Source organism: Actinokineospora auranticolor (assembly GCF_002934265.1).
In the GTDB taxonomy this organism is placed as follows: Bacteria; Actinomycetota; Actinomycetes; order Mycobacteriales; family Pseudonocardiaceae; genus Actinokineospora; species Actinokineospora auranticolor.
The window spans coordinates 1-18,167 of sequence record NZ_PTIX01000003.1; the positions used below are offsets into that span (position 1 = coordinate 1).

An 18,167-nucleotide genomic window follows, 5' to 3' on the forward strand; every position below is an offset into this window, starting at 1 on the left:
ACTCACAACATCGGATGTCATCACTCACAGTGCCCATCCCGCCGGACCTTCGGCCCGGCGTGTCGGGCCGGAAACACCGATTTTGAAACAGTCCCTCAAGAACCCCTATATTTAATTCTACGCGCTGGGGCGGGCGGTAGGAATGGGTCGGGGTTGGCCTGTGGATAAGTGCGGTGCATGTGGACAAACGGGTTCGGCGTGGATTTGATCTTGCTGGGCTGGGCTGGGCTGGGCGAGGTTGGACGGGCTGGCTGGCTGGGTTGGGTTGGGACGAGTCGGGTTGGGGCGGACGAGGTGGGTTGGGTCGTGTTGGGCCGGGGTGAGTGAGGACGGTTCGGGGTGGAGCGACGTCAGTGGGGTGTGGATGGACATGGGTGTCGATGGGCGCGACTTGGGGAGGGTGGGCGGGACTGTGCGTGACCGAATGGGTGCGAGAAGTGTTCGGGTTTGGGTTATCGGGGGTGGGCGATTACCCAGGGCAGCGTAAAGATGGGACGACCGGATGGCTGATGGTTCGGCATGACAAGGGCCGTAAAGTTCCGGACGTGAACCCGTTGCGTTCGTTGATTCTGGCTGCCGCTCGGAACGGCAGCATCCGTCGTGTGGTGGCGACGGCTCCCGTAAGCCGGGACGTCGTTCGCCGCTTCGTGGCGGGGGAGACCACTTCCGACGCAGTCGCCGTGACCCGGCGGCTGGTCGAGGATGGGCTCACCGTCACGCTGGACTACCTCGGTGAGGACACCACCGACTCGGCCCAAGCCGAGCACACCGTCCAGTCCTACCTCGAACTCCTCGACCGGCTGCACGCCGAGGGCCTGGCCGACCGGGCCGAGGTGAGCGTCAAGCTCTCCGCGGTCGGGCAGATGCTCGACGAGGACCTGGCCCTCGAGAACGCGCGGCGGATTTGTCGGGCGGCGGAGGCGGCGGGGACGACGGTGACCCTCGACATGGAGGACCACACCACCACCGACTCGACGTTGCGGATCCTCGGGGAGTTGCGCAAGACGTGGCCTTGGGTGGGGGCGGTGATCCAGTCGTACCTGCACCGCACCCTGGACGACGCCGAGCGGCTCGCGGCCGAGGGGTCGCGGGTGCGGCTGTGCAAGGGGGCCTACAAGGAACCCGAGTCGGTGGCCTACCCGGAGATGACCGAGGTGGACAAGAGCTACGTGCGTTGTGCCAACGCACTACTTGCCGGTGACGGGTATCCCATGTTCGCGACCCACGACCCTCGGTTGGTGCGGATCATCGCGGAGCGCGCGGAGGCGCACGGGCGCAAGCCCGGGAGTTTCGAGCACCAAATGCTTTACGGGATCCGACCCGAGGAACAACTCCGGTTGGCCCAGCAAGGGCACACCGTACGGGTGTACGTCCCCTACGGCGAGGAGTGGTACGGCTACCTGATGCGCAGGATGGCCGAGCGCCCGGCGAACACCACCTTCTTCCTCCGGGCACTGTTGACTCGCAGTTGACCTGGCCCCGATCTGTGGCACAGCGCAAAATCGCTCACCCGGGCGTGGCAGGCTAACGCCCATGAGTAGTGCTGCTGGGCACGGCGACGTCCGGGCGGGCGGGCAGGCGCCCACGGGCGGCGCGTTCGCCGCCGCCGTGCGGGTTCGGCCGCTGGGCGACGGGACGTTCACCGCCGACCTCCCGGCCTCCTGGACGGTCGGCGGTCGCCCGCACGGGGGATTCCTGATGGCGTTGCTGGCCAAGGCGGCGGTGGCCACGCACAGCGGGGCGGGCGCGCCGCTGGTCGACCCGCTGTCGGTGAGCGCGCAGTTCCTGCGGCCACCGGGGGTGGGGCCGGTGCTGCTGCGCACCGACGTGCGCAAATCGGGTCGTCGGACGACGGTGGTGGCCGTGCACCTCGAGCAGAGCGGGCACAGCTGCGTCGAGGGCGTGGTCACCACCGGCCGCCTGCCGCGGGAGCGGGCGGCCTGGGCGGACCTGCCCAACCAACCCGCCGAGCCGCCCGGCAACGCCATCGACCTGGCGGCCGTGCCGTCGGCGTCGGTGTTCAAGCTGAGCGAGGTCTGCGACGTCCGCCTCGACCCCAACGGCGCGGGGTTCCTGCACGGCCACATCGGCGACCCGCTGCGGTTGCGGCTGTGGGCGCGGCCGCGCGGCGAGCACGCCGACCCGCTGTTCGCGTTGGTGGCCGGGGACATCTCGATGCCCGTGACGTTCAACCTCGGCAGGCTCGGGTGGTCCCCGACGGTCCAGCTGACCGCGCACCTGCGGTCCCGCCCGTCCCCGGGCTGGCTGCGCATCCAGGTGGAGTCCAAAGCGGTGCACGGCGTCTGGTTCGACTCCGACGCCACGGTCGTCGACGCCACCGGCAGGCTGGTCTGCCAGGCCCGCCAGTTGGCCCTCTCGGCCATCGGATGACCGAGCCCACCGACCCGGCCGACCGGGGCGAGTCCGAGGTCGACCCGAGCGGCTTGGCGGACAAGGGGAACGGCTCGGCGAGCCGGGGCGGGCCCGCCGACCGCGGCGACGAGCCGGGCCCGGCGGGTGAATCCGATGACGACTGGCTCACGCGCGGGTCCGGTGGGCCGGTCGACCGGACCCGGGCCAGGAAGCGGCTGCTGGTGATCGCGGCGGCGTTGGCGGTGGCGGTCGGTGGGGTGTGGGCGGTCGCGCTTTCCTTCGACGATCCCGAGATCGAGGTGTGCAGCACGGCGCCGGACAAGGTGGACCCCGCCTACGACACCCTGGTGCACCTCATTGCCGGGGCTGAGTGCCCAGCGCCCGCAGGCGGTCGACCGTAGCCCGCTGGTCGTCGCGCGCGGTCCGCTCGTGCAGGTCGTCCAAGGTGGTCAGGCCCCACGACGCGCGGACCTCGTCGATCTGCACGGCGGCCAGGCCCGGGTGCGCGGCGAGCGCCTGCTTGGCCGACGCCAGCGGGTCGAAGGCCGCGACCAACGCCTCCTCCGCTCGCGCGCGGGTGTCCTGTTCGGCGGTGAAGACCTCCATCAGCGTCGCGTAGTGGTACAGGCGCAGGGCCGTCTGCCAGCGGAGGCGGCCCAGGTCGTCGGTGTCCATGCTGGACGGTAGTTCGCCGCGCACGACCTCCAGCAGCTGCTCCGGTTCGGCGCGCAGGGCGCGGACCTTGCGCAGGAATTCCGTTGTCCCGGCGGTGGGTGCGAAGCGGCTCATGGTGGTCTGGACCGCGTGGGCCTGGCGGTCGAGGTCCTCCGCCACCAGCTCCCGGCACACCTGGTCCAGCGTCGGCGGGTCCGTCCGGCCCGCGGCCAGTTCCACCATCGCGCGGGTCACCCGGCGGACCTCGCGGGGCAGGCCGCCGCCGAGGCAGTGGGCCAGGCGCGCGAACGGCTCGGGGAGGCCGACCACCCAGCTGTCGAGCAGCCGCACGGTGTCGGCCGGGGACAGCGGGTCCACGCGGACGATCTCCTGGAAGGCGCTGTCGAACGCGTCGCGGACGCCGAGGCCGCGGCGCTCGAAGGCGGCCAGCGCGTCGTCGGACACCGACACCACGAACTGGGTGTTCGGCGCGGAGAACAGGCCCTTGATCTCGTTGAGGAACCGCTCCGCCGCCTCCGCCGAGGCGATCTTGTCCAGTTCGTCGATGGTGATCAGCACCCGGTTGCCCGGCTCGGACCAGCCGTACTGGGCGGTGAACCGGTGGAAGGCGTCGGTGATCTCCGGGTAGGTCAGCGGCTTCTCGGCGAGCTGGCGGCTGCGGGTGATCGACGCGTCCGACCCGCCGATCGCCAGCTTCCCCGACCACCCGGTCGTGTGGGTCTGCAGGTACCGGATCTGCACCAGCTGCGCCCGCGCCAGCGCGGTGAACCCGGCGCGGGCCCGCGGGTAGCCGAGCAGCCAGCGCACCGCCGCGGCGAGGCCCCGCAGTGCCGCGGTCGTGGACTCGACCACGAGCGCCAGCAGCGCGATCGCGGTCACCGTCGCCAGCGCGGCCGCGGGCACCACGGCCCAGTCGAACGAGCGCACGCGCGTGTACAGGCCCGCTGTCAGCACACCCGGCCACCCGGCCAGGGGCACGGTCGCGAGGTACGTGAGCCCGGCCAGCACCAGCGTGAGCACCCCGTCCCGGGCCAGCGCGTGCCGCTTCCCGGGCCAGTACGCGCGCCGGAGCCGGTCGGCCGGGGGCTCGCGGTTGATCGCCTCCTGGCACACCCTGGCGAACAGGTGCAGCACGAACTCGCGCGCGTCGTACTGCACCGGCGCCGACACGGACACCTTCAGCGGCGGGTGGCTCGGGCTGCCCTGCCCGGCGAAGTTCTCGATCAGCGTCGTCTTGCCCACCCCGCGCGGTCCGGCCAGCCCGATCGCGCCGTCCCGGAGCCGCCGCGCGGCCTCCTGGAAGCGCACGACAGCCCCCGTGACGGTCAGGCTGGACGCCCGGTCGTCGCGCAGGCCGGGCGCGGCGTCCGAGGGCAGGGCGAGGAGGGTGCGGCGCGCGGGCTGGAGGCGGTCGTTGAGCCGCCGCCGCAGCAGTTGGGTGACCCGGGTGTCCAGGTCGGTGGCGACCTCCGTGTCGATCAGCGGCTCCGGGGCGGTCAGCACGCGGTCCAGCCAGCGGGTCGACGGGCGGCGGCGCAGGCTCGCGATGCCCTGGACGAACTGCGCGCAGCGCAGCTGCGCGGCCTGGGTGATGGCCAGCCGCTCCTGCTCGGCGGCGGCGCGCAGCACCTGCTCGGGCAGGTCCGCCTCCACCAGGCCCGCGGCGATGTCCGGCGAGCGCAGGGTCCGCTCGACCGCGGCGTCGAAGGCCGCGTTCAGCAGGTCCGCCGTCCGGCCGCGGTCACCCGCTCGGAGGGCGGCGATGAGACTCGTGTCCGCGGTCATGCACGCTCCGTGTCCTCGCTGGTACCCACGCCAACCTACGACCACCGAGATCGTTTCCCGCCCACCCGGCGTTAAGCGACCCGTTCGGCGGGAAAACTGGGAACGCCGGCTAGCCTGATCGCCATGACTCAGGCGAACGCGCGGCCGGTGATCGCGGTCCTCGGCGCGGGCAAGATCGGCGAGGCGCTGCTGTCGGGGCTGCTGCACGGCGGCAGGCAGGCCGACGAGCTGCTGTTCACCGAGCGCTCGGCGAGCCGGTCGGCCCAGCTCACCGAGACCTACGGGATCGCTTCCGCCGGCGTGCCTGCCGCGGCCAAGAAAGCCGACGTGCTGGTGGTGGCGGTCAAGCCGCAGGACATCGAGCCGCTGCTCGACGAGCTGGCCCCGGCGGTGCGCGGGGATACCCTGATCGTGTCGTTGTGCGCGGGTCTGCCGACTGCGCTGTTCGAGCGCAGGCTGCCCGCCGGCACGCCGGTCGTGCGGGTCATGCCGAACACGCCGATGCTGGTCGGCGAGGCCATGAGCGCGATCTCCCCGGGCAAGCACGCCTCCGGCGCGCACCTGGCCACCGTCGAGGAGCTGCTGGCGGTCGTCGGCAAGGTCGTGCGGGTGCCCGAGTCGCAGCAGGACGCGGTCACCGCGCTGTCGGGCTCCGGCCCCGCGTACTTCTTCTTCCTGGTCGAGGCCATGATCGACGCGGGCATCCTGCTCGGCCTGCCGCGCGCCGTGGCCGAGAAGCTGATCATCCAGTCGGCCGTGGGCGCGGCCACCATGCTGGCCGAGACCGGTGAGCACCCGGTGATCCTGCGCGAGGCCGTGACCTCGCCCGCGGGCACCACCATCATGGCCATCCGGGAGCTGGAGAACCACGGGGTGCGGGCCGCGCTGCTGGCCGCGATCGAGGCCGCGCGGGACCGCTCGCGCGAGCTCGGCCGGGTGCACGAGGCAGATTGATCCGAAAGTGACGTCGCACTAGTCACACGTGTCCCGCTACTCTCGATCGGTACACGTGCGTGTCAATCCGCCGGTGGGGAAGCCGACGGCGCGACGCGTGGTTAAGGACGCGGTGGATCATGCCAGCGAGCAGGCGCGAATCCGATCCGCCCGGCCTCCCGCAGGTGCAATTCCTGACGGTGGCCGAGGTGGCGGCCCTCATGCGGGTCTCGAAGATGACGGTTTACCGGCTGGTGCACAACGGCGAGTTGCCCGCCGTGCGGGTGGGCAAGTCGTTCCGCGTGCCCGAGAAGGCCGTGCACGACTATCTGCAGAACGCCTACTTCGACGCGGGCTGAGCGCCCGCCGTCAGGCGCTGGATGAGGGCCAGGTACTCTGGACAGCCGTTGTGCCTGGTGTCTTGGCGTACGCCCATAACCGGTCTGTCGTGACTGCGACGCGACCGGGGGTTCCCCGCCGCACCGGAGCGCCGGGACACCGGAACGACTGAAGACGAAGGACACCTATGGGCTCGGTCATCAAGAAGCGTCGCAAGCGCATGTCGAAGAAGAAGCACCGCAAGCTGCTGCGCAAGACTCGCGTCCAGCGCCGCAAGCTCAAGAAGTAGCGGTTCGCGTCTTGCGGCGTCCACATCCCGAACACCGGGTGTGGGCGCCGTGGCGTTTCGCGGGCGTGACAACCCGTGCGACCTGGGTCAACTCCGTGTTGCCCAGGTCCGCGCCGGGGTGGACCACGGGTACCGTCGGTGGCCCCAGCGCCTACCCCCAGGGGTCCCCATGACGCCACGAGTGTCCCCATGACGCCGCGAGTAGTGCTGGTCACCGGAGTCGGCGGCTACCTCGGCGGGCACTTGGCCGCCCGGTTGGCGGCCAACCCGGCCGTGCACCGCGTGCTCGGCGTGGACACCGTGCCGCCGCACCCCGGGGTCCGGGAGGCGGTGCGCGAGTTGGCGCGGGTCGAGTTCGTCCGCGCCGACATCCGCAACCCGCTGATCGCCAAGGTCATCACCGAGGCCGAGGTCGACACGGTGGTGCACGCCGCGCTGACCGCGAACCCGCCGGGGCCGACCCGGCGCTCGGCGGTCAAGGAGCTCAACGTGCTGGGCGCCATGCAGCTGCTGGCGGCCTGCCAGCGGGCGCCGTCGGTGCGCGCGCTGGTGGTGAAGTCGACGGCCGCCGTCTACGGCGCCGGGGCACGCCACCCCGCCGTGCTGACCGAGGACACCCCGCCGCACGGGATCGCCGCGAACGGCTACGCCAAGGACGCCGTCGAGGTCGAGGACTACGTCCGCGGCTTCGCCCGCAGGCGCCCGGACGTGGCCGTGACCGTGCTCCGGCTGGCCAACCTGATCGGCCCGGACGTCGACACGGTCCTCACCCGCTACTTCGCCCTGCCCGTGGTGCCCACGGTCCTGGGCTACGACGCCCGCATCCAGCTGCTGCACTCCGCCGACGCCCTGGCGGTCCTGGAGCGCGCCGCCACGCGCACCGCGCCGGGGGTGTTCAACGCGGGCGCGGACGGCGTGCTGATGCTGTCCCAGGCCATTCGCCGGGCGGGCAGGCTGGCGTTCCCCGTGCCGCGCGCGGCCATCCCGACCGCGGGCCGCTTCCTGCGCGGTGCCCGCCTGGTCGACTTCTCCGAGGACCACCTGCGCTACCTCAACCACGGCCGCGTGCTGGACACGACGAGGTTGCGCGCGGAGTTCGGGTTCACCCCGAGGTGGACGACCCGTCAGGCCTTCGACGACTACGTGCACGGCAGCGGCTTACGCCCGGTGATCAGCCCGGGCCTGATCGGGGGGCTCGAACGCGGGCTCGTGGGTACTCGGTGAAGGTGGTGGACGGAATGCGGGAAGCCCGCGTGATCCCCTTGGACCGGTCTCGCCGGAGTCCGGCCGCGGAGGCGCCGGACGGCCCTCCCGTGGCGCCGACGCCACTGCGCAAGGACCCGGCGCCCACCCCGCCCACCGGGTTGCGCCAAGCGTTCGAGTTCGCCCGCCGCAGGCTCACCGGCGAGTACCAGGTCGACCGGTTCGGCTTCGACCCCGAGCTGACCGAGGCGCTGCTGCTGCCCCCGCTCCGCGCCCTCTACCGCCGGTGGTTCCGGGTGCGGGTGACCGGCGCGGAGAACATCCCGGCCGAGGGCGGCGCGTTGGTCGTGTCCAACCACTCGGGCACCCTGCCCCTCGACGCGCTGATGACCGCCGTGGCCGTGCGCGACAACCGCGACCGCTACCTGCGGATGCTCGGCGCGGACCTGGTGTTCCAGGTCCCGCTGCTGGGCGCGCTGGCGCGCAAGTCCGGGCAGACGCTGGCCTGCAACCCCGACGCCGAGCACCTGCTGCGGTCGGGGGAGTTGGTCGGGGTGTGGCCGGAGGGCTTCAAGGGCATCGGCAAGCCGTTCTCCGCGCGCTACAAGCTCCAGCGCTTCGGCCGGGGTGGGTTCGTCTCCGCCGCGCTGCGCACCGGCGCGCCGATCGTCCCGTGCTCGATCGTCGGCGCGGAGGAGATCTACCCGAAGATCGCCGACCTCAAGCCGCTGGCCCGGCTGCTCGGGCTGCCGTACTTCCCGGTGACCCCCTTCTTCCCGCTGCTGGGCCCGCTCGGCGCGATCCCGCTGCCGTCCAAGTGGCACATCCACTTCGGCGAGCCGATCCCCACCGACACCTACGAGCCGCGGGCCGAGGACGACCCGATGCTGGTCTTCACGCTGACCGACCAGGTGCGGGAAACCATCCAACAGACCCTCTACAAGCTGCTCGACCAGCGCACCAACCCGTTCTTCGACTGAGGGTCAAGCGGACAGCGGCAGCGTGCTCAGCCCCCGGATCACCGAGGTGGGGCGCCAGCGGGGTGTGCTCGTCGTGCGCAGCCGGGGGAGCGCCTCGGCCAGCGCGGTCAGCGCGACCTCGCCCTCCAGCCGGGCCAGCGGCGCGCCGAGGCAGTAGTGGATCCCGCTGGAGAACGCGAGGTGGTCACCCGCGACCCGGCCGATGTCGAACTCGTCCGGCCGCTCGAAGACCGCCGGGTCCCGCCCCGCCGCGCCGACCAGCACGACCGTCAGCGTGTCCTGCGGGATCCGCACCCCGGCGAGCTCGACGTCCTCGTGCGGGAACCGGGCGGTCATCTGGACCGGTGACTCGTAGCGCAGCACTTCCTCGATGGCCTGCCCGGCCAGGGCGTGGTCGCCGCGCAGCCGGTCCCACTGGTCGGGGTGGCGGGCGAAGGACCACACCGCGTTGCCGATCAGGTTGGTGGTCGTCTCGAACCCGGCCACCAGCAGCAGCTCGCACGTGGTCGCCAGGTCCAGCTCGGTCACCGACCCCGCGGCGACCAGGGCGCTGATGACGTCGTCGCCGGGTTCGGACCGGCGCAGCGCGATCAGCCGGGTGAACAGCGCGCGCAGTTCCCGGTTGGCCGTGCGCAGCGCGCGGGCGTGGTCGACCGACTTGATCCCGTCCAGCGACGCGCCGAGCACCCGGCCGTACCGGGCGAAGGTGTCGGCGTCGACGTCGGGGATCCCCAGCAGCTCGCTGATCACCGTGATCGGCAGCGGCGCGGCGAAGTCGGCCATGAGGTCGAAGTCGCCCTTGGCCAAGGCCCGCGCCAGCAGCCGCTCGGTCGCCCGGACGACGCCCGCGCGGTAGCCGCTGATCTTGGACGGGCTGAACGCCGGGCGGGCCAGGGCGCGCAGCCGGGTGTGCTCCGGCGGGTCGAGTTCGAGGAAGGACGGCGCCGTCTCGATCTCCCCCGGGAGCGGCGACGCGGCGAACGGCGGCGGTTGGCTGCCGTCGGCGGTGCGGACGCCGAATGTCCTGTCGCGCAAGACTTTCGAACACAACTCGTGTGTCGCGATGGCGGTCATGCCGACGCGGCTGCGGTGCACACCGCCACTCGCGCGGATCGCGGCGTAGACCCCGTACCGCTCGTCGCGCCACGGCGCGGACACCACGCGGGCCAGCAGGTCCCCGCGCCACGCCAGAACCCGGAGGCCCGCGCGCTCGACCGCCAGTCGCGTGCCCAACTTCAGTTCGGCTCTCATCCCCGTGCCCCGATCCCGCCGAGCAGGGTGTCGTGGGCCAGTGCGGGAGCGTCCAGCGGTGCCAGCCTGCCCTCCGCCACGCCCTCCCAGGCCGTGTAGGCGACGGCGTAGAGCGAGGACACCGCCCACCACGGCGCGACCCCGGCGCGCAGCAGCCCGGCCGCTGCGGCGCGGGTCATGAGGTCGGTCAGCGGCTCGTCGACGCGCGCCCAGCGGGCCATCAGCTCCGGTTCGGCGTCCAACGACGGCTGGCGCAGCAGGAACTCCAGCCGCGGCCCCAGCGGCACCAGCGCGTCCACCAGCGCCCGCAGCGCCGCCGCCGGGTCGCGGCCATCCGGGACGGCGTCGGCGATGGCGCCCTCGATGATGTCCAGCGAGTCCTCGGCGACGGCGACCAGCAGGTGCTGGCGGGTCGGGTAGCGCTTGTGCAGCGTGGTCCGGCCGATGCCCGCCGCCGCGGCGACCTGTGCCAGGGCGGCCGCAGCGTCCCGGACCAGGACCTCGGCCGCGATGTCCAGCAGCGGTCGCGTGGCGAGCGCGACCGTACGGTTGCGAACACTCATGTTCACGACCGTACAGGAAAGTTCGGCTAGTGGATCAGATCACGCGCTTGCGGTAGGCCAGTCCCGCAGCCACCGCGCCCGCGACCGCCCCGGCACCGAGGACCGACGGGACGCCGATCTTGGCGGCCTTGCGGCCGGTGCGGAAGTCGCGGATCTCCCAGCCGCGCTTGCGGGCGACCTCCCGCAGGCCGCTGTCCGGGTTGACCGCGACCGCGGTGCCCGCCACCGACAGCATCGGCACGTCGTTGGACGAGTCGGAGTACGCGGTGCAGCGGCGCAGGTCCAACCCCTCGCGGGCGGCCAGCGAGCGCACCGCGTGCGCCTTGGCCGGGCCGTGCAGCATCTCGCCGACGAGCCTGCCGGTGAACACCCCGTCGGTGCTCTCCGCGACCGTCCCGAGCGCGCCGGTGAGCCCGAGGCGGCGGGCGATGATCGTGGCGAGCTCCACCGGGGTGGCGGTGACCAGCCACACCCGCTGGCCCGCGTCCAGGTGCATCTGCGCCAGCGCGCGGGTGCCGGGCCAGATCTTGTCGGCCATCAGCTCGTCGTAGATCTCCTCGCCCAGCGCGGTCAGCTCGGCCACCGTGTGACCGGCCACAAAGGACAGCGCCTGTTCCCGGCTGCTGCGGATGCCCTCGGCGGTCTCCTTGCCACCGACCCGGAACATCACCTGCTGCAGCGCGAACTTCACCAGGTCGGAGTTGGAGAAGAACTTGCGCGCGGCCAAGCCCCTGGCGAAGTGGAAGATCGACGCGCCCATCATGATGGTGTTGTCCACGTCGAAGAACGCCGCCGCGGTCAGGTCGACCGGTACCGGCGCGCTGGACCGTTCCATCGCGACGGAAGCCGCCTCGGCACTCGCCTCGCCCGCGAGCGCCGCGAGGCGTTCGAGTTCGGGGTTCTTGCCCCCTCGCCGCACGGACACCTCACGCCTCCCCGCTGGTCTTCCCCGTCAGGCCACCAGCGTAGCGATCCCCCGGCCGGTCGCGCCGGGACCTCAACCGATCTCGATCGAGCCGACCAGACCGGGCACCAGCGGCGGCACCGAGATGGTGGGCAGCGGAAGCGGCAACGGCACCGTCAGCCCAGGGGCCTTGGTGCCGGTGCCGGGAGCCGTCGTGGTGGGCCCGCCGAGGATCGGGGGGAGTTGGATCAGGGGTGGTGGCGAGGTCGAGGTCACCGGCGGGGTCGCGGGCCGGGTGCTGCGCACGTCGGGTGGCGGCGTGCCGGTGGTCGGCGGTGCCTCGGTGGGCGCCGTGGTCGTCGGCTGACCCGGTGCCGGTCGCCCGCCCGCGTCCGAGCCGGTGGTCGGGGGCGCGATGCGGGGCGCGTCGGGGCGCACGTCGCAGGTCGCGGTGGCGGGCATCGCGCCGATCTCGTCGAGGTCGCCGGAGACGACCTGGTAGCAGGGCAGCCGGGTGATCAGCTTGCCCGCCCGGTCCTCGATCCGGTCGAGCAGCGCCAGCGAGGCGGTCAGCCGGTTGTCGGCGGCCCCGGGCAGCCGGGGGCGCAGCGCGGCCAGCCGGGCGCCCTGCTGGTCGGCCCAGGCGCGCAGCGGCTCGAGCTGGGCGCCGTCGCCCGCCGTCGCGATGCCGGTGAGGGCGCGCGCACCGGCGGTGGCGTCGCTGTCGAAGTCGCCCAGCGCGGCCAGGTAGCCCTCGGACGGCGCGGACCGCGGGTCGGTGCTGCGCAGCGCCAGGGTCTCGATCTCGCTGACCCGCGCGGCGGCGAACTCCAGGTGCTTGAACGCCTTGTCCTCGGCGCCGAAGGTCAACCCGAGCGAGGCGGCCTCGCCGGTGCGCTTGATGCCGTAGAGGGCGTCACCGGGCAGCGCGTCGCGGGCCAGCAGCAGGCTCGTGCCCGCCAGCGCGAACACCAGCGCCAGCGCGGCCGTGGCCGCCACCGCGAACCGGCTGCGCACACCCGAACCCGCGCGCGCGGCCCCAGGCCGCGTGGATTCGGCCGAACCGCCGCGCCTGCCGCGCGGCGCGCGGCCCGCGTTCCGGGGCGGGCGGGTCGGTTGCGCGGTGGGCTGCGAGTCGGCTTGTGCGCGGGCGGGCCGCGGGCGGGGTGCGGGCGCGGGGCGGGTCAGCGGGGATTCGAGTCCCGGCGCGGTTTCCGCCGCCGCGGTGTCCAGCGCGGGTTCCGCGGCCAGTCCGGCCAGCACCTTGGCGCGCATGCGGTCGCGGGAGCCGTCGTCGGGGGCGGTGCAGGAGCCCAGGCCCGCGAGGAGTTCGAGGATCGCGCGGTCGTCTTCGGTGAAATCGGGCCCCAGGTCGTCGAGCGCGTCCATGTCCCCGGCCTCGTCGAGCAGTCCGGGGTGCGACCGGCCCGCGCGGGGTCTCTCCGCGCGTTCGCCGTGGGGTCCGGACGACCCCGATCCGCTGTCCACCATCCCGCTCCGACTCCTGTGGGTCTCGCTGTGGATGAAACGACTCCACCTGTCCCCGGGTTACGGCCCGACCGCGTGGCACATATCGATGCACCCCATCGGGTCAACGCAGCTCGGTGGGCAGAAGTTGCGCCAGCCTGCGCACGGCCCGGTGTTGCAGTGCCTTCACCGCGCCCTCGTTCCGGTTCATGATCGCCGCCGTTTCCGCGACGGACAACCCCTGCAGGAACCGCAGCACGATGCATTCCCGCTGGTCGTCTCCGAGTTGGTCGACGCAGCCGAGCAGCGCTTCCCGGGTCGCCTTGGTCATGACCTGCTGTTCCGGACCGGCTTCGACCCGTTCCGAGTCGCGGATTTCCCCGGTGGTGACCTCGAGTCGGAATCTCGACGACTTCACGTGGTCGAGCACGAGGTTGCGCGCGATTGTGACGAACCACGCGCCAACGTCACGGCCTTGGTAAGTGACTGACGTAATGCGGCGTAAGGCACGTAAAAATGTTTCGCTGGTGACGTCCTCGGCCAGTTCCCGGTCGCCGACGCGGAAGAGCACGTACCGGAACACGATGTCGACGTAGCGGTCGTAGAGCTTGCCGAAGGCGACCGTGTCGCCTTCCTGGGCGGCGCGCACCAGTCCCCACGACTCGCTGTGGGCGGCGTCCGGTTCCTCGCCCCCCGGCGTGGCCCCGTCACCTGCGGAACGGGTGCCTGCAGCGCCCTGTCGCGCAGCGTCGGATCGCGTCTGGCGGGTCATCGGGCAGCCGCACACTCCCTCGTTGCCGGCGGTCGCCCCACCGCCGTGCAATTCCTCAGCAGCTTACGTGTGGTTACTTTTAGGTAGGTAACGGCCGGTGGTCCAGGATCGAAGCGAAGTGGTCAGTTAACCGTGTGATCGGTGATCCATGCCACACTGCTGGCCTGGACGCGCGCGGGTGTGTCGCGGTTGCGCGCCGTGGCGGGTTCGTTGCGGAAACCGGACAAGTGCGTGCTCCAGGGCTATCCGTGGCCGGGGTGCGTCGATTGGGGAGGTCATGGCGATGGCGGGTTCGGCCGGTGCCGGGGCAGTCGACCGGGGTGCCGCGCCCGCGGTGCCCGGCGGCAACCTCGCCGATCTGGTGGTCGGCGCGAGCGAGACCGCGCCTGCCCGTCCCGGCCTGGTCGACGCCGCCGGTTCGGGTTCGCTCACCTGGCGGCGCGTGGCCGCCGCGGTGGACCGCTACGCGGGCGTGCTGACCGGGCTGGGGGTGGCGCGGGGAGACCGGGTCGCGGTGGTGCTGTCCAACAGCCTCCAGTCTTGTGTCGCGTTGTTCGCCGTGCTGCGGGCGGGTGCGATCACCGTGCCGGTCGGGACCGACGCCGCGCCGCAGGAGGTCGAACGGGTACTTGACCACAGTGGTGTGTGTTTCGCTCTCGGGCTATCCAGAGTTACCGCGAATCCCCCTAAGAAGATCATCTCGTTGCCGGATCCGGACCTGGGGGTCGATTCCGACGATGACGGGGTGCCCCGGGTCCCCGCGGTCGGCGGCGGCGAGGACACGGCGCTGATCTGCTACACCTCGGGCACCTCGGGGTCCCCGCGCGGCGTGCTGCTGTCGCACCGGGCGCTGCTGGCCAACGCCGCGCAGTGCGCCGCGCTGCGACCTGCCCCGGTCACCGCTACCGACCGGGTGCTGCTCGCGGTCCCGCTCTCCCACGCCTACGGGCTCTCCGCGCTGTGGCAGGTCGCCGCCGCGGGCGCGACCGGCGTGCTGCTGCCGCGCTTCGGCGTCGACCGCGCGCTCGACGCCTGCCGCGACCACCGGCTCACCACCGTGATCGGCGTCCCCGCGATGTACCAGGCGCTGGTCACCGCGGGCCGCGACCGGCTCGGCGCGGCCCTGGCCACCGCCCGGCTGCTCACCTCCGGCGCCGCCCCGCTGGACCCGCGCACGCTGGCGGCGGTCCGCGCGGCGACCGGCCTGGCCATCCACGAGGGCTACGGCCTCACCGAGACCGGCCCGGTGCTCACCTCCACCCTGGTCGGCGGTGTGGCCAAGCCCGGCGCCGTCGGCCGGGCCATCCCCGGCGTCGAGCTGCGCCTGGTCGACGCCGACGGTCGTCCGGTGGCCACCGCGGACGACCCCGACGACCCCGACGGGTCGGACGAGTCGGTGGTCGGGGAGTTCACCGACGACTCCGAGACCGGCCTGGTCGCCGCGCGCGGGGCCAACCTGTTCAGCGGCTACTGGCCCGACGGCCGCGGCGGCCCCGACGCCGACGGCTGGTTCCGCACCGGCGACGTCGGCTACTTCGACGCCGACGGCGACCTCCGGCTGGTCGACCGCGCCCACGACCTGATCATCGTCAACGGCTTCAACGTCTACCCGCGCGAGGTCGAGCAGGTGGTCGCGGAACTGCCCGGGGTGGCCGAGGTCGCCGCGGTCGGCGTGCCGGACGAGCGCACCGGCGAGCGGGTCAAGGTCGTCGTCGTGGCGCGCGAGGGCGCCGAGCTGACCGAGCAGGCGCTGCTGGCGCACTGCGCGGCGCACCTGGCCCGGTTCAAGGTGCCGGGCGTGGTGGAGTTCGCCGCGGCCCTGCCGCACACGGTCACCGGCAAGCTCCGGCGCGCGGGGCTGCGCGGTAGCGTCACGACGTGACCAGGGTGACCGTTGTGACCAGGCAGGGCTGCCACGCCTGCGAGGTGGCCGAGGCCGACGTGGCGCGGATCTGCGGCGACCTCGGGCTGGCGTGGGGCACCGAGGACGTCGACGCCGACCCGGAGCTGCGCGCGGAGTACGGCGACCGGGTCCCGGTGATCCTGGTCGACGGCGCGGAGCACGGCTACTGGCGGGTCGAGGAAGACCGCCTGCGCGCCGCGCTGGGCTGACCCCGATCGGGGTCCCCCGCATTCCCGGGGCACTCCACGGCCGCTTCCGCTACGAACGGACGGTGTGGACACCCTCGCGGAACCCGACACCACCCCCGCGCCCACCAGGCTGGACCGCCGCGTCGCCGCGCTGATCGGGGTGCTGGCCGTCGCCGCCGCCCTGGCCGCCGGTCACCTGGTCGCCGGTGTGGTGGGCCCCAACGCCTCGCCGTTCCTCGCGGTCGGCAACAGCGCCATCGACCTGACACCGTCCTGGCTCAAGGACTTCGCCGTCCGCACCTTCGGCAGCCACGACAAGCAGGTGCTGCTCGGCGGTATGGCGCTCACCCTGCTGCTCGTCGCCATCGCGGCGGGGCTGCTCTCCCGCGCGTCGCCGCGCCCCGGCCAGGCCGTCGCGGCCGTGTTCGGCGTCCTCGGCATCGCCGCGGTCGCGAACCGACCCGACCTCGACACCGTCGCCGTGCTCGCCCCGCTGGCCTCGCTGGTGGCGGGTGTGCTGGTCTTCGCCTGGCTGCACCGCGCCGCCGCGCACCGGCTGTCCACTTCGGACGGATCGGACGCGGGCGCCGGGCGGCGGGAGTTCCTGCGCACCTCCTCCGGCGTGGTCGCGGGCGTCGCGATCACCGGCGGGCTCGGCCAGTTCCTCGCGGGGCGCGTGGACGTGGAGGGCTCCCGCGCCTCCGTCGGCCCGCTGCGCCCCGCCACGCCCGCGCCCGCGATCCCGGCGAGCGCCGACTTCTCCGCGCTCGGCACCCCGGGCTTCCTGACCGAGAACAGCCAGTTCTACCGGGTCGACACCGCGATCGTGGTGCCCCGGGTGCGCGCCGAGACCTGGACCCTGCGCCTGCACGGCATGGTCGGCCGCGAGCTGTCGTTCAGCTACGCGGACATCCGCAACCGCCCGCTGGTCGAGCGGACCATCACCATGACCTGCGTGTCCAACGAGGTCGGCGGCCCGTACATCTCCACCGCCAACTTCACCGGCGTGCCCCTGCGCGACCTGGTCATGGCCGCCAACCCCGACCCGAAGGCCGACCAGCTCTACTCGACCAGCGTCGACGGCTGGACCACCGGCACCCCGCTGGAGGCGATCCTGGACCCCGAGCGCGGGGCACTGCTGGCCATCGGCATGAACGGCGAACCGCTGCCGGTCGAGCACGGTTTCCCCGCGCGGCTGGTCGTCCCCGGTCTCTACGGTTACGTCTCCGCCACCAAATGGGTCACCGACCTGGAAGTGACCACATTCGGCAGCAAGGAGTTCTACTGGCAGGAACGCGGCTGGGCGGACAAGGCGCCGATCAAAACCCAGTCCCGGATCGATGTCCCCGGCGGATTCGCCAAGGTGCCCGCCGGTGAGGTGGTCATCGCCGGGATCGCGTGGGCGCAGCACGTCGGAATCGACCGCGTCGAGGTCCGGGTGGACGGCGGTCCGTGGCAGGACGCCGAATTGGCGACCGAGGTGAACAAGCAGACCTGGCGGCAGTGGAAGACCGCGTTCACGCTCCAGGCGGGAAGCCACCGCGCGGAAGTGCGCGCGACGGACCGTGACGGTCACACCCAAACGGATGTCCGGGTGCCACCCATTCCGGACGGCGCCACCGGCTGGCACTCCGCGCTGTTCACTGTGGAGTAAGCGCTTCCGCGGCCGGAACTATCACTCGAAAGGGCACATTTTCCTTGCTCAGGTGGCAAACCGTTCCCGCAGCCGGCATCGAATCATGTCGGAAGTCCACCCGAGAAACGGAGCTGATCCTGGTGAGCAAGAGCGCGCGCAAAACCGTCGCGATCGCGATGGCGGCCGCCACCGCCCTGACCATGACCGCCTGCAGTAGCAACGACACCAGCAGCCCGGCCGCGAGCACCACCACGACCACCACGACCGACAGCGGGATGTCCGCCGCCGGTGAGGCGAACACCGGCGTCACCACCGCGACCGACGTCTTCGGCCCCAACTGCAAGGACCTGCCGCAGGGTTCCGACGCGGGCAGCCTCATGTCGATGGGGCCGCAGCCGGTCGCCACCGCCGCGAGCACCAACCCGCTGCTGACCAAGCTGGTCGCGGCGGTCAAGGCGATCCCCGGCCTGGTCGACACGCTGAACACCACCGACAACCTGACCGTGTTCGCCCCGGCCGACTCGGCCTTCGACGCGCTCGGCGACGTCAAGTTCGGCGAGCTGGCCCAGGACCCGGCCAAGCTCGGCCCGATCCTGCAGTACCACGTGGTGCCCAAGCGCTACGACCGCGACGGCCTCATCGCCGCGGGCTCGGTGCAGCCGCTCAACGCCACCGGCGGCGAGCTCAAGATCGAGGGCACCGGCAACAACATCACCATCGGCGGCGCCAAGGTGCTCTGCGGGAACATCCCGACCAAGAACGCCACGGTCTTCGTCATCGACACCGTCCTCACGCCCCAGTCGTAGTCACGGGCGGGGTATGCGGAGCGGGCGGCCGGGCACCAGTGCCCGGCCGCCCGCCGCCGTTCCCGGGTGTCGCGTAACCGCTGACCGGAGGGCCGCCGGA

The 18,167-nt window shown here is 72.5% G+C and carries 18 protein-coding genes; 12 read left to right on the forward strand and 6 right to left on the reverse strand.

The window, feature by feature from the left end:
- The first annotated feature begins 545 nt into the window (after positions 1-545).
- From CLV40_RS06050 to CLV40_RS06060, 3 genes are all read left to right on the forward strand, one after another.
- Positions 546-1,472 (forward strand): proline dehydrogenase family protein, encoded by a 927-nt coding sequence (locus tag CLV40_RS06050; RefSeq protein ID WP_104477861.1) that lies wholly within the window; start codon positions 546-548, stop codon positions 1,470-1,472.
- A 61-nt stretch (positions 1,473-1,533) separates the two neighbouring features.
- A complete protein-coding gene (locus CLV40_RS06055; RefSeq protein ID WP_104477862.1) occupies positions 1,534-2,391 on the forward strand; it encodes a thioesterase family protein in 858 nt (285 codons plus the stop codon).
- Entirely contained in the window at positions 2,388-2,774 is a 387-nt protein-coding gene (locus tag CLV40_RS06060; protein ID WP_104477863.1) for a hypothetical protein, read from the forward strand. Before CLV40_RS06055 ends, CLV40_RS06060 begins: the two co-directional genes overlap by 4 nt.
- Here CLV40_RS06060 and CLV40_RS06065 read toward each other — a convergent pair.
- Positions 2,728-4,833, reverse strand: a complete 2,106-nt coding sequence (locus tag CLV40_RS06065; RefSeq protein WP_104477864.1) for a P-loop NTPase fold protein — start codon at positions 4,831-4,833, stop codon at positions 2,728-2,730. The two genes, CLV40_RS06060 and CLV40_RS06065, sit on opposite strands and share 47 nt — an antisense overlap.
- A 123-nt stretch (positions 4,834-4,956) precedes the next feature.
- On the opposite strand from CLV40_RS06065, the gene proC reads away from it, so the two are divergent.
- The 5 genes from proC (at position 4,957) to CLV40_RS06090 (ending at position 8,577) form a co-directional block, all read left to right on the forward strand.
- Positions 4,957-5,787, forward strand: a complete 831-nt coding sequence (gene proC, locus CLV40_RS06070; protein ID WP_104477865.1) for a pyrroline-5-carboxylate reductase — start codon at positions 4,957-4,959, stop codon at positions 5,785-5,787.
- A gap of 119 nt (positions 5,788-5,906) precedes the next feature.
- Positions 5,907-6,125 carry a helix-turn-helix domain-containing protein gene (locus CLV40_RS06075; protein ID WP_104477866.1) on the forward strand — a complete coding sequence of 73 codons (219 nt, stop codon included), beginning with the start codon at positions 5,907-5,909 and terminating at the stop codon, positions 6,123-6,125.
- 167 nt (positions 6,126-6,292) lie between these two features.
- Positions 6,293-6,394 (forward strand): 30S ribosomal protein bS22, encoded by a 102-nt coding sequence (locus CLV40_RS06080; RefSeq protein ID WP_018684825.1) that lies wholly within the window; start codon positions 6,293-6,295, stop codon positions 6,392-6,394.
- A 189-nt stretch (positions 6,395-6,583) separates the two neighbouring features.
- The gene (locus tag CLV40_RS06085) at positions 6,584-7,618 is read left to right on the forward strand and encodes an NAD-dependent epimerase/dehydratase family protein (protein WP_104477867.1); all 1,035 of its coding nucleotides are present in this window, start codon (positions 6,584-6,586) and stop codon (positions 7,616-7,618) included.
- Positions 7,619-7,632: 14 nt separating this feature from the next.
- Positions 7,633-8,577: a lysophospholipid acyltransferase family protein gene (locus CLV40_RS06090; RefSeq protein ID WP_104478284.1), complete on the forward strand. Its 945-nt coding sequence runs from the start codon at positions 7,633-7,635 to the stop codon at positions 8,575-8,577.
- Positions 8,578-8,580: 3 nt separating this feature from the next.
- Here the strand turns inward: CLV40_RS06090 and CLV40_RS06095 are convergent, their stop codons facing one another.
- From CLV40_RS06095 to CLV40_RS06115, 5 genes are all read right to left on the reverse strand, one after another.
- Positions 8,581-9,828 carry a cytochrome P450 gene (locus CLV40_RS06095; RefSeq protein ID WP_104477868.1) on the reverse strand — a complete coding sequence of 416 codons (1,248 nt, stop codon included), beginning with the start codon at positions 9,826-9,828 and terminating at the stop codon, positions 8,581-8,583.
- Positions 9,825-10,391 carry a TetR/AcrR family transcriptional regulator gene (locus CLV40_RS06100; RefSeq protein ID WP_104477869.1) on the reverse strand — a complete coding sequence of 189 codons (567 nt, stop codon included), beginning with the start codon at positions 10,389-10,391 and terminating at the stop codon, positions 9,825-9,827. The genes CLV40_RS06095 and CLV40_RS06100 overlap by 4 nt, the downstream gene beginning before the upstream one ends.
- A 34-nt stretch (positions 10,392-10,425) precedes the next feature.
- On the reverse strand, positions 10,426-11,226 hold the full coding sequence (locus CLV40_RS06105; protein ID WP_374066613.1) for an HAD family hydrolase: 801 nt from the start codon (positions 11,224-11,226) through the stop codon (positions 10,426-10,428).
- 162 nt (positions 11,227-11,388) lie between these two features.
- Positions 11,389-12,786 carry a DUF5667 domain-containing protein gene (locus CLV40_RS06110; protein WP_104477870.1) on the reverse strand — a complete coding sequence of 466 codons (1,398 nt, stop codon included), beginning with the start codon at positions 12,784-12,786 and terminating at the stop codon, positions 11,389-11,391.
- A 100-nt stretch (positions 12,787-12,886) separates the two neighbouring features.
- Positions 12,887-13,534, reverse strand: coding sequence for a sigma-70 family RNA polymerase sigma factor (locus CLV40_RS06115; RefSeq protein ID WP_104477871.1), 648 nt, complete (start codon positions 13,532-13,534; stop codon positions 12,887-12,889).
- A 277-nt stretch (positions 13,535-13,811) separates the two neighbouring features.
- Between CLV40_RS06115 and CLV40_RS06120 the strand changes: the two genes are divergently transcribed.
- From CLV40_RS06120 to CLV40_RS06135, 4 genes are all read left to right on the forward strand, one after another.
- The gene (locus CLV40_RS06120) at positions 13,812-15,416 is read left to right on the forward strand and encodes an AMP-binding protein (RefSeq protein WP_374065124.1); all 1,605 of its coding nucleotides are present in this window, start codon (positions 13,812-13,814) and stop codon (positions 15,414-15,416) included.
- On the forward strand, positions 15,413-15,646 hold the full coding sequence (locus tag CLV40_RS06125) for a glutaredoxin family protein (RefSeq protein ID WP_104477872.1): 234 nt from the start codon (positions 15,413-15,415) through the stop codon (positions 15,644-15,646). The genes CLV40_RS06120 and CLV40_RS06125 overlap by 4 nt, the downstream gene beginning before the upstream one ends.
- Before the next feature lie 64 nt (positions 15,647-15,710).
- Positions 15,711-17,279 (forward strand): molybdopterin-dependent oxidoreductase, encoded by a 1,569-nt coding sequence (locus CLV40_RS06130; protein ID WP_245931137.1) that lies wholly within the window; start codon positions 15,711-15,713, stop codon positions 17,277-17,279.
- A 113-nt stretch (positions 17,280-17,392) separates the two neighbouring features.
- A complete protein-coding gene (locus CLV40_RS06135) occupies positions 17,393-18,067 on the forward strand; it encodes a fasciclin domain-containing protein (protein WP_374066611.1) in 675 nt (224 codons plus the stop codon).
- The last annotated feature ends 100 nt before the right edge of the window (positions 18,068-18,167 follow it).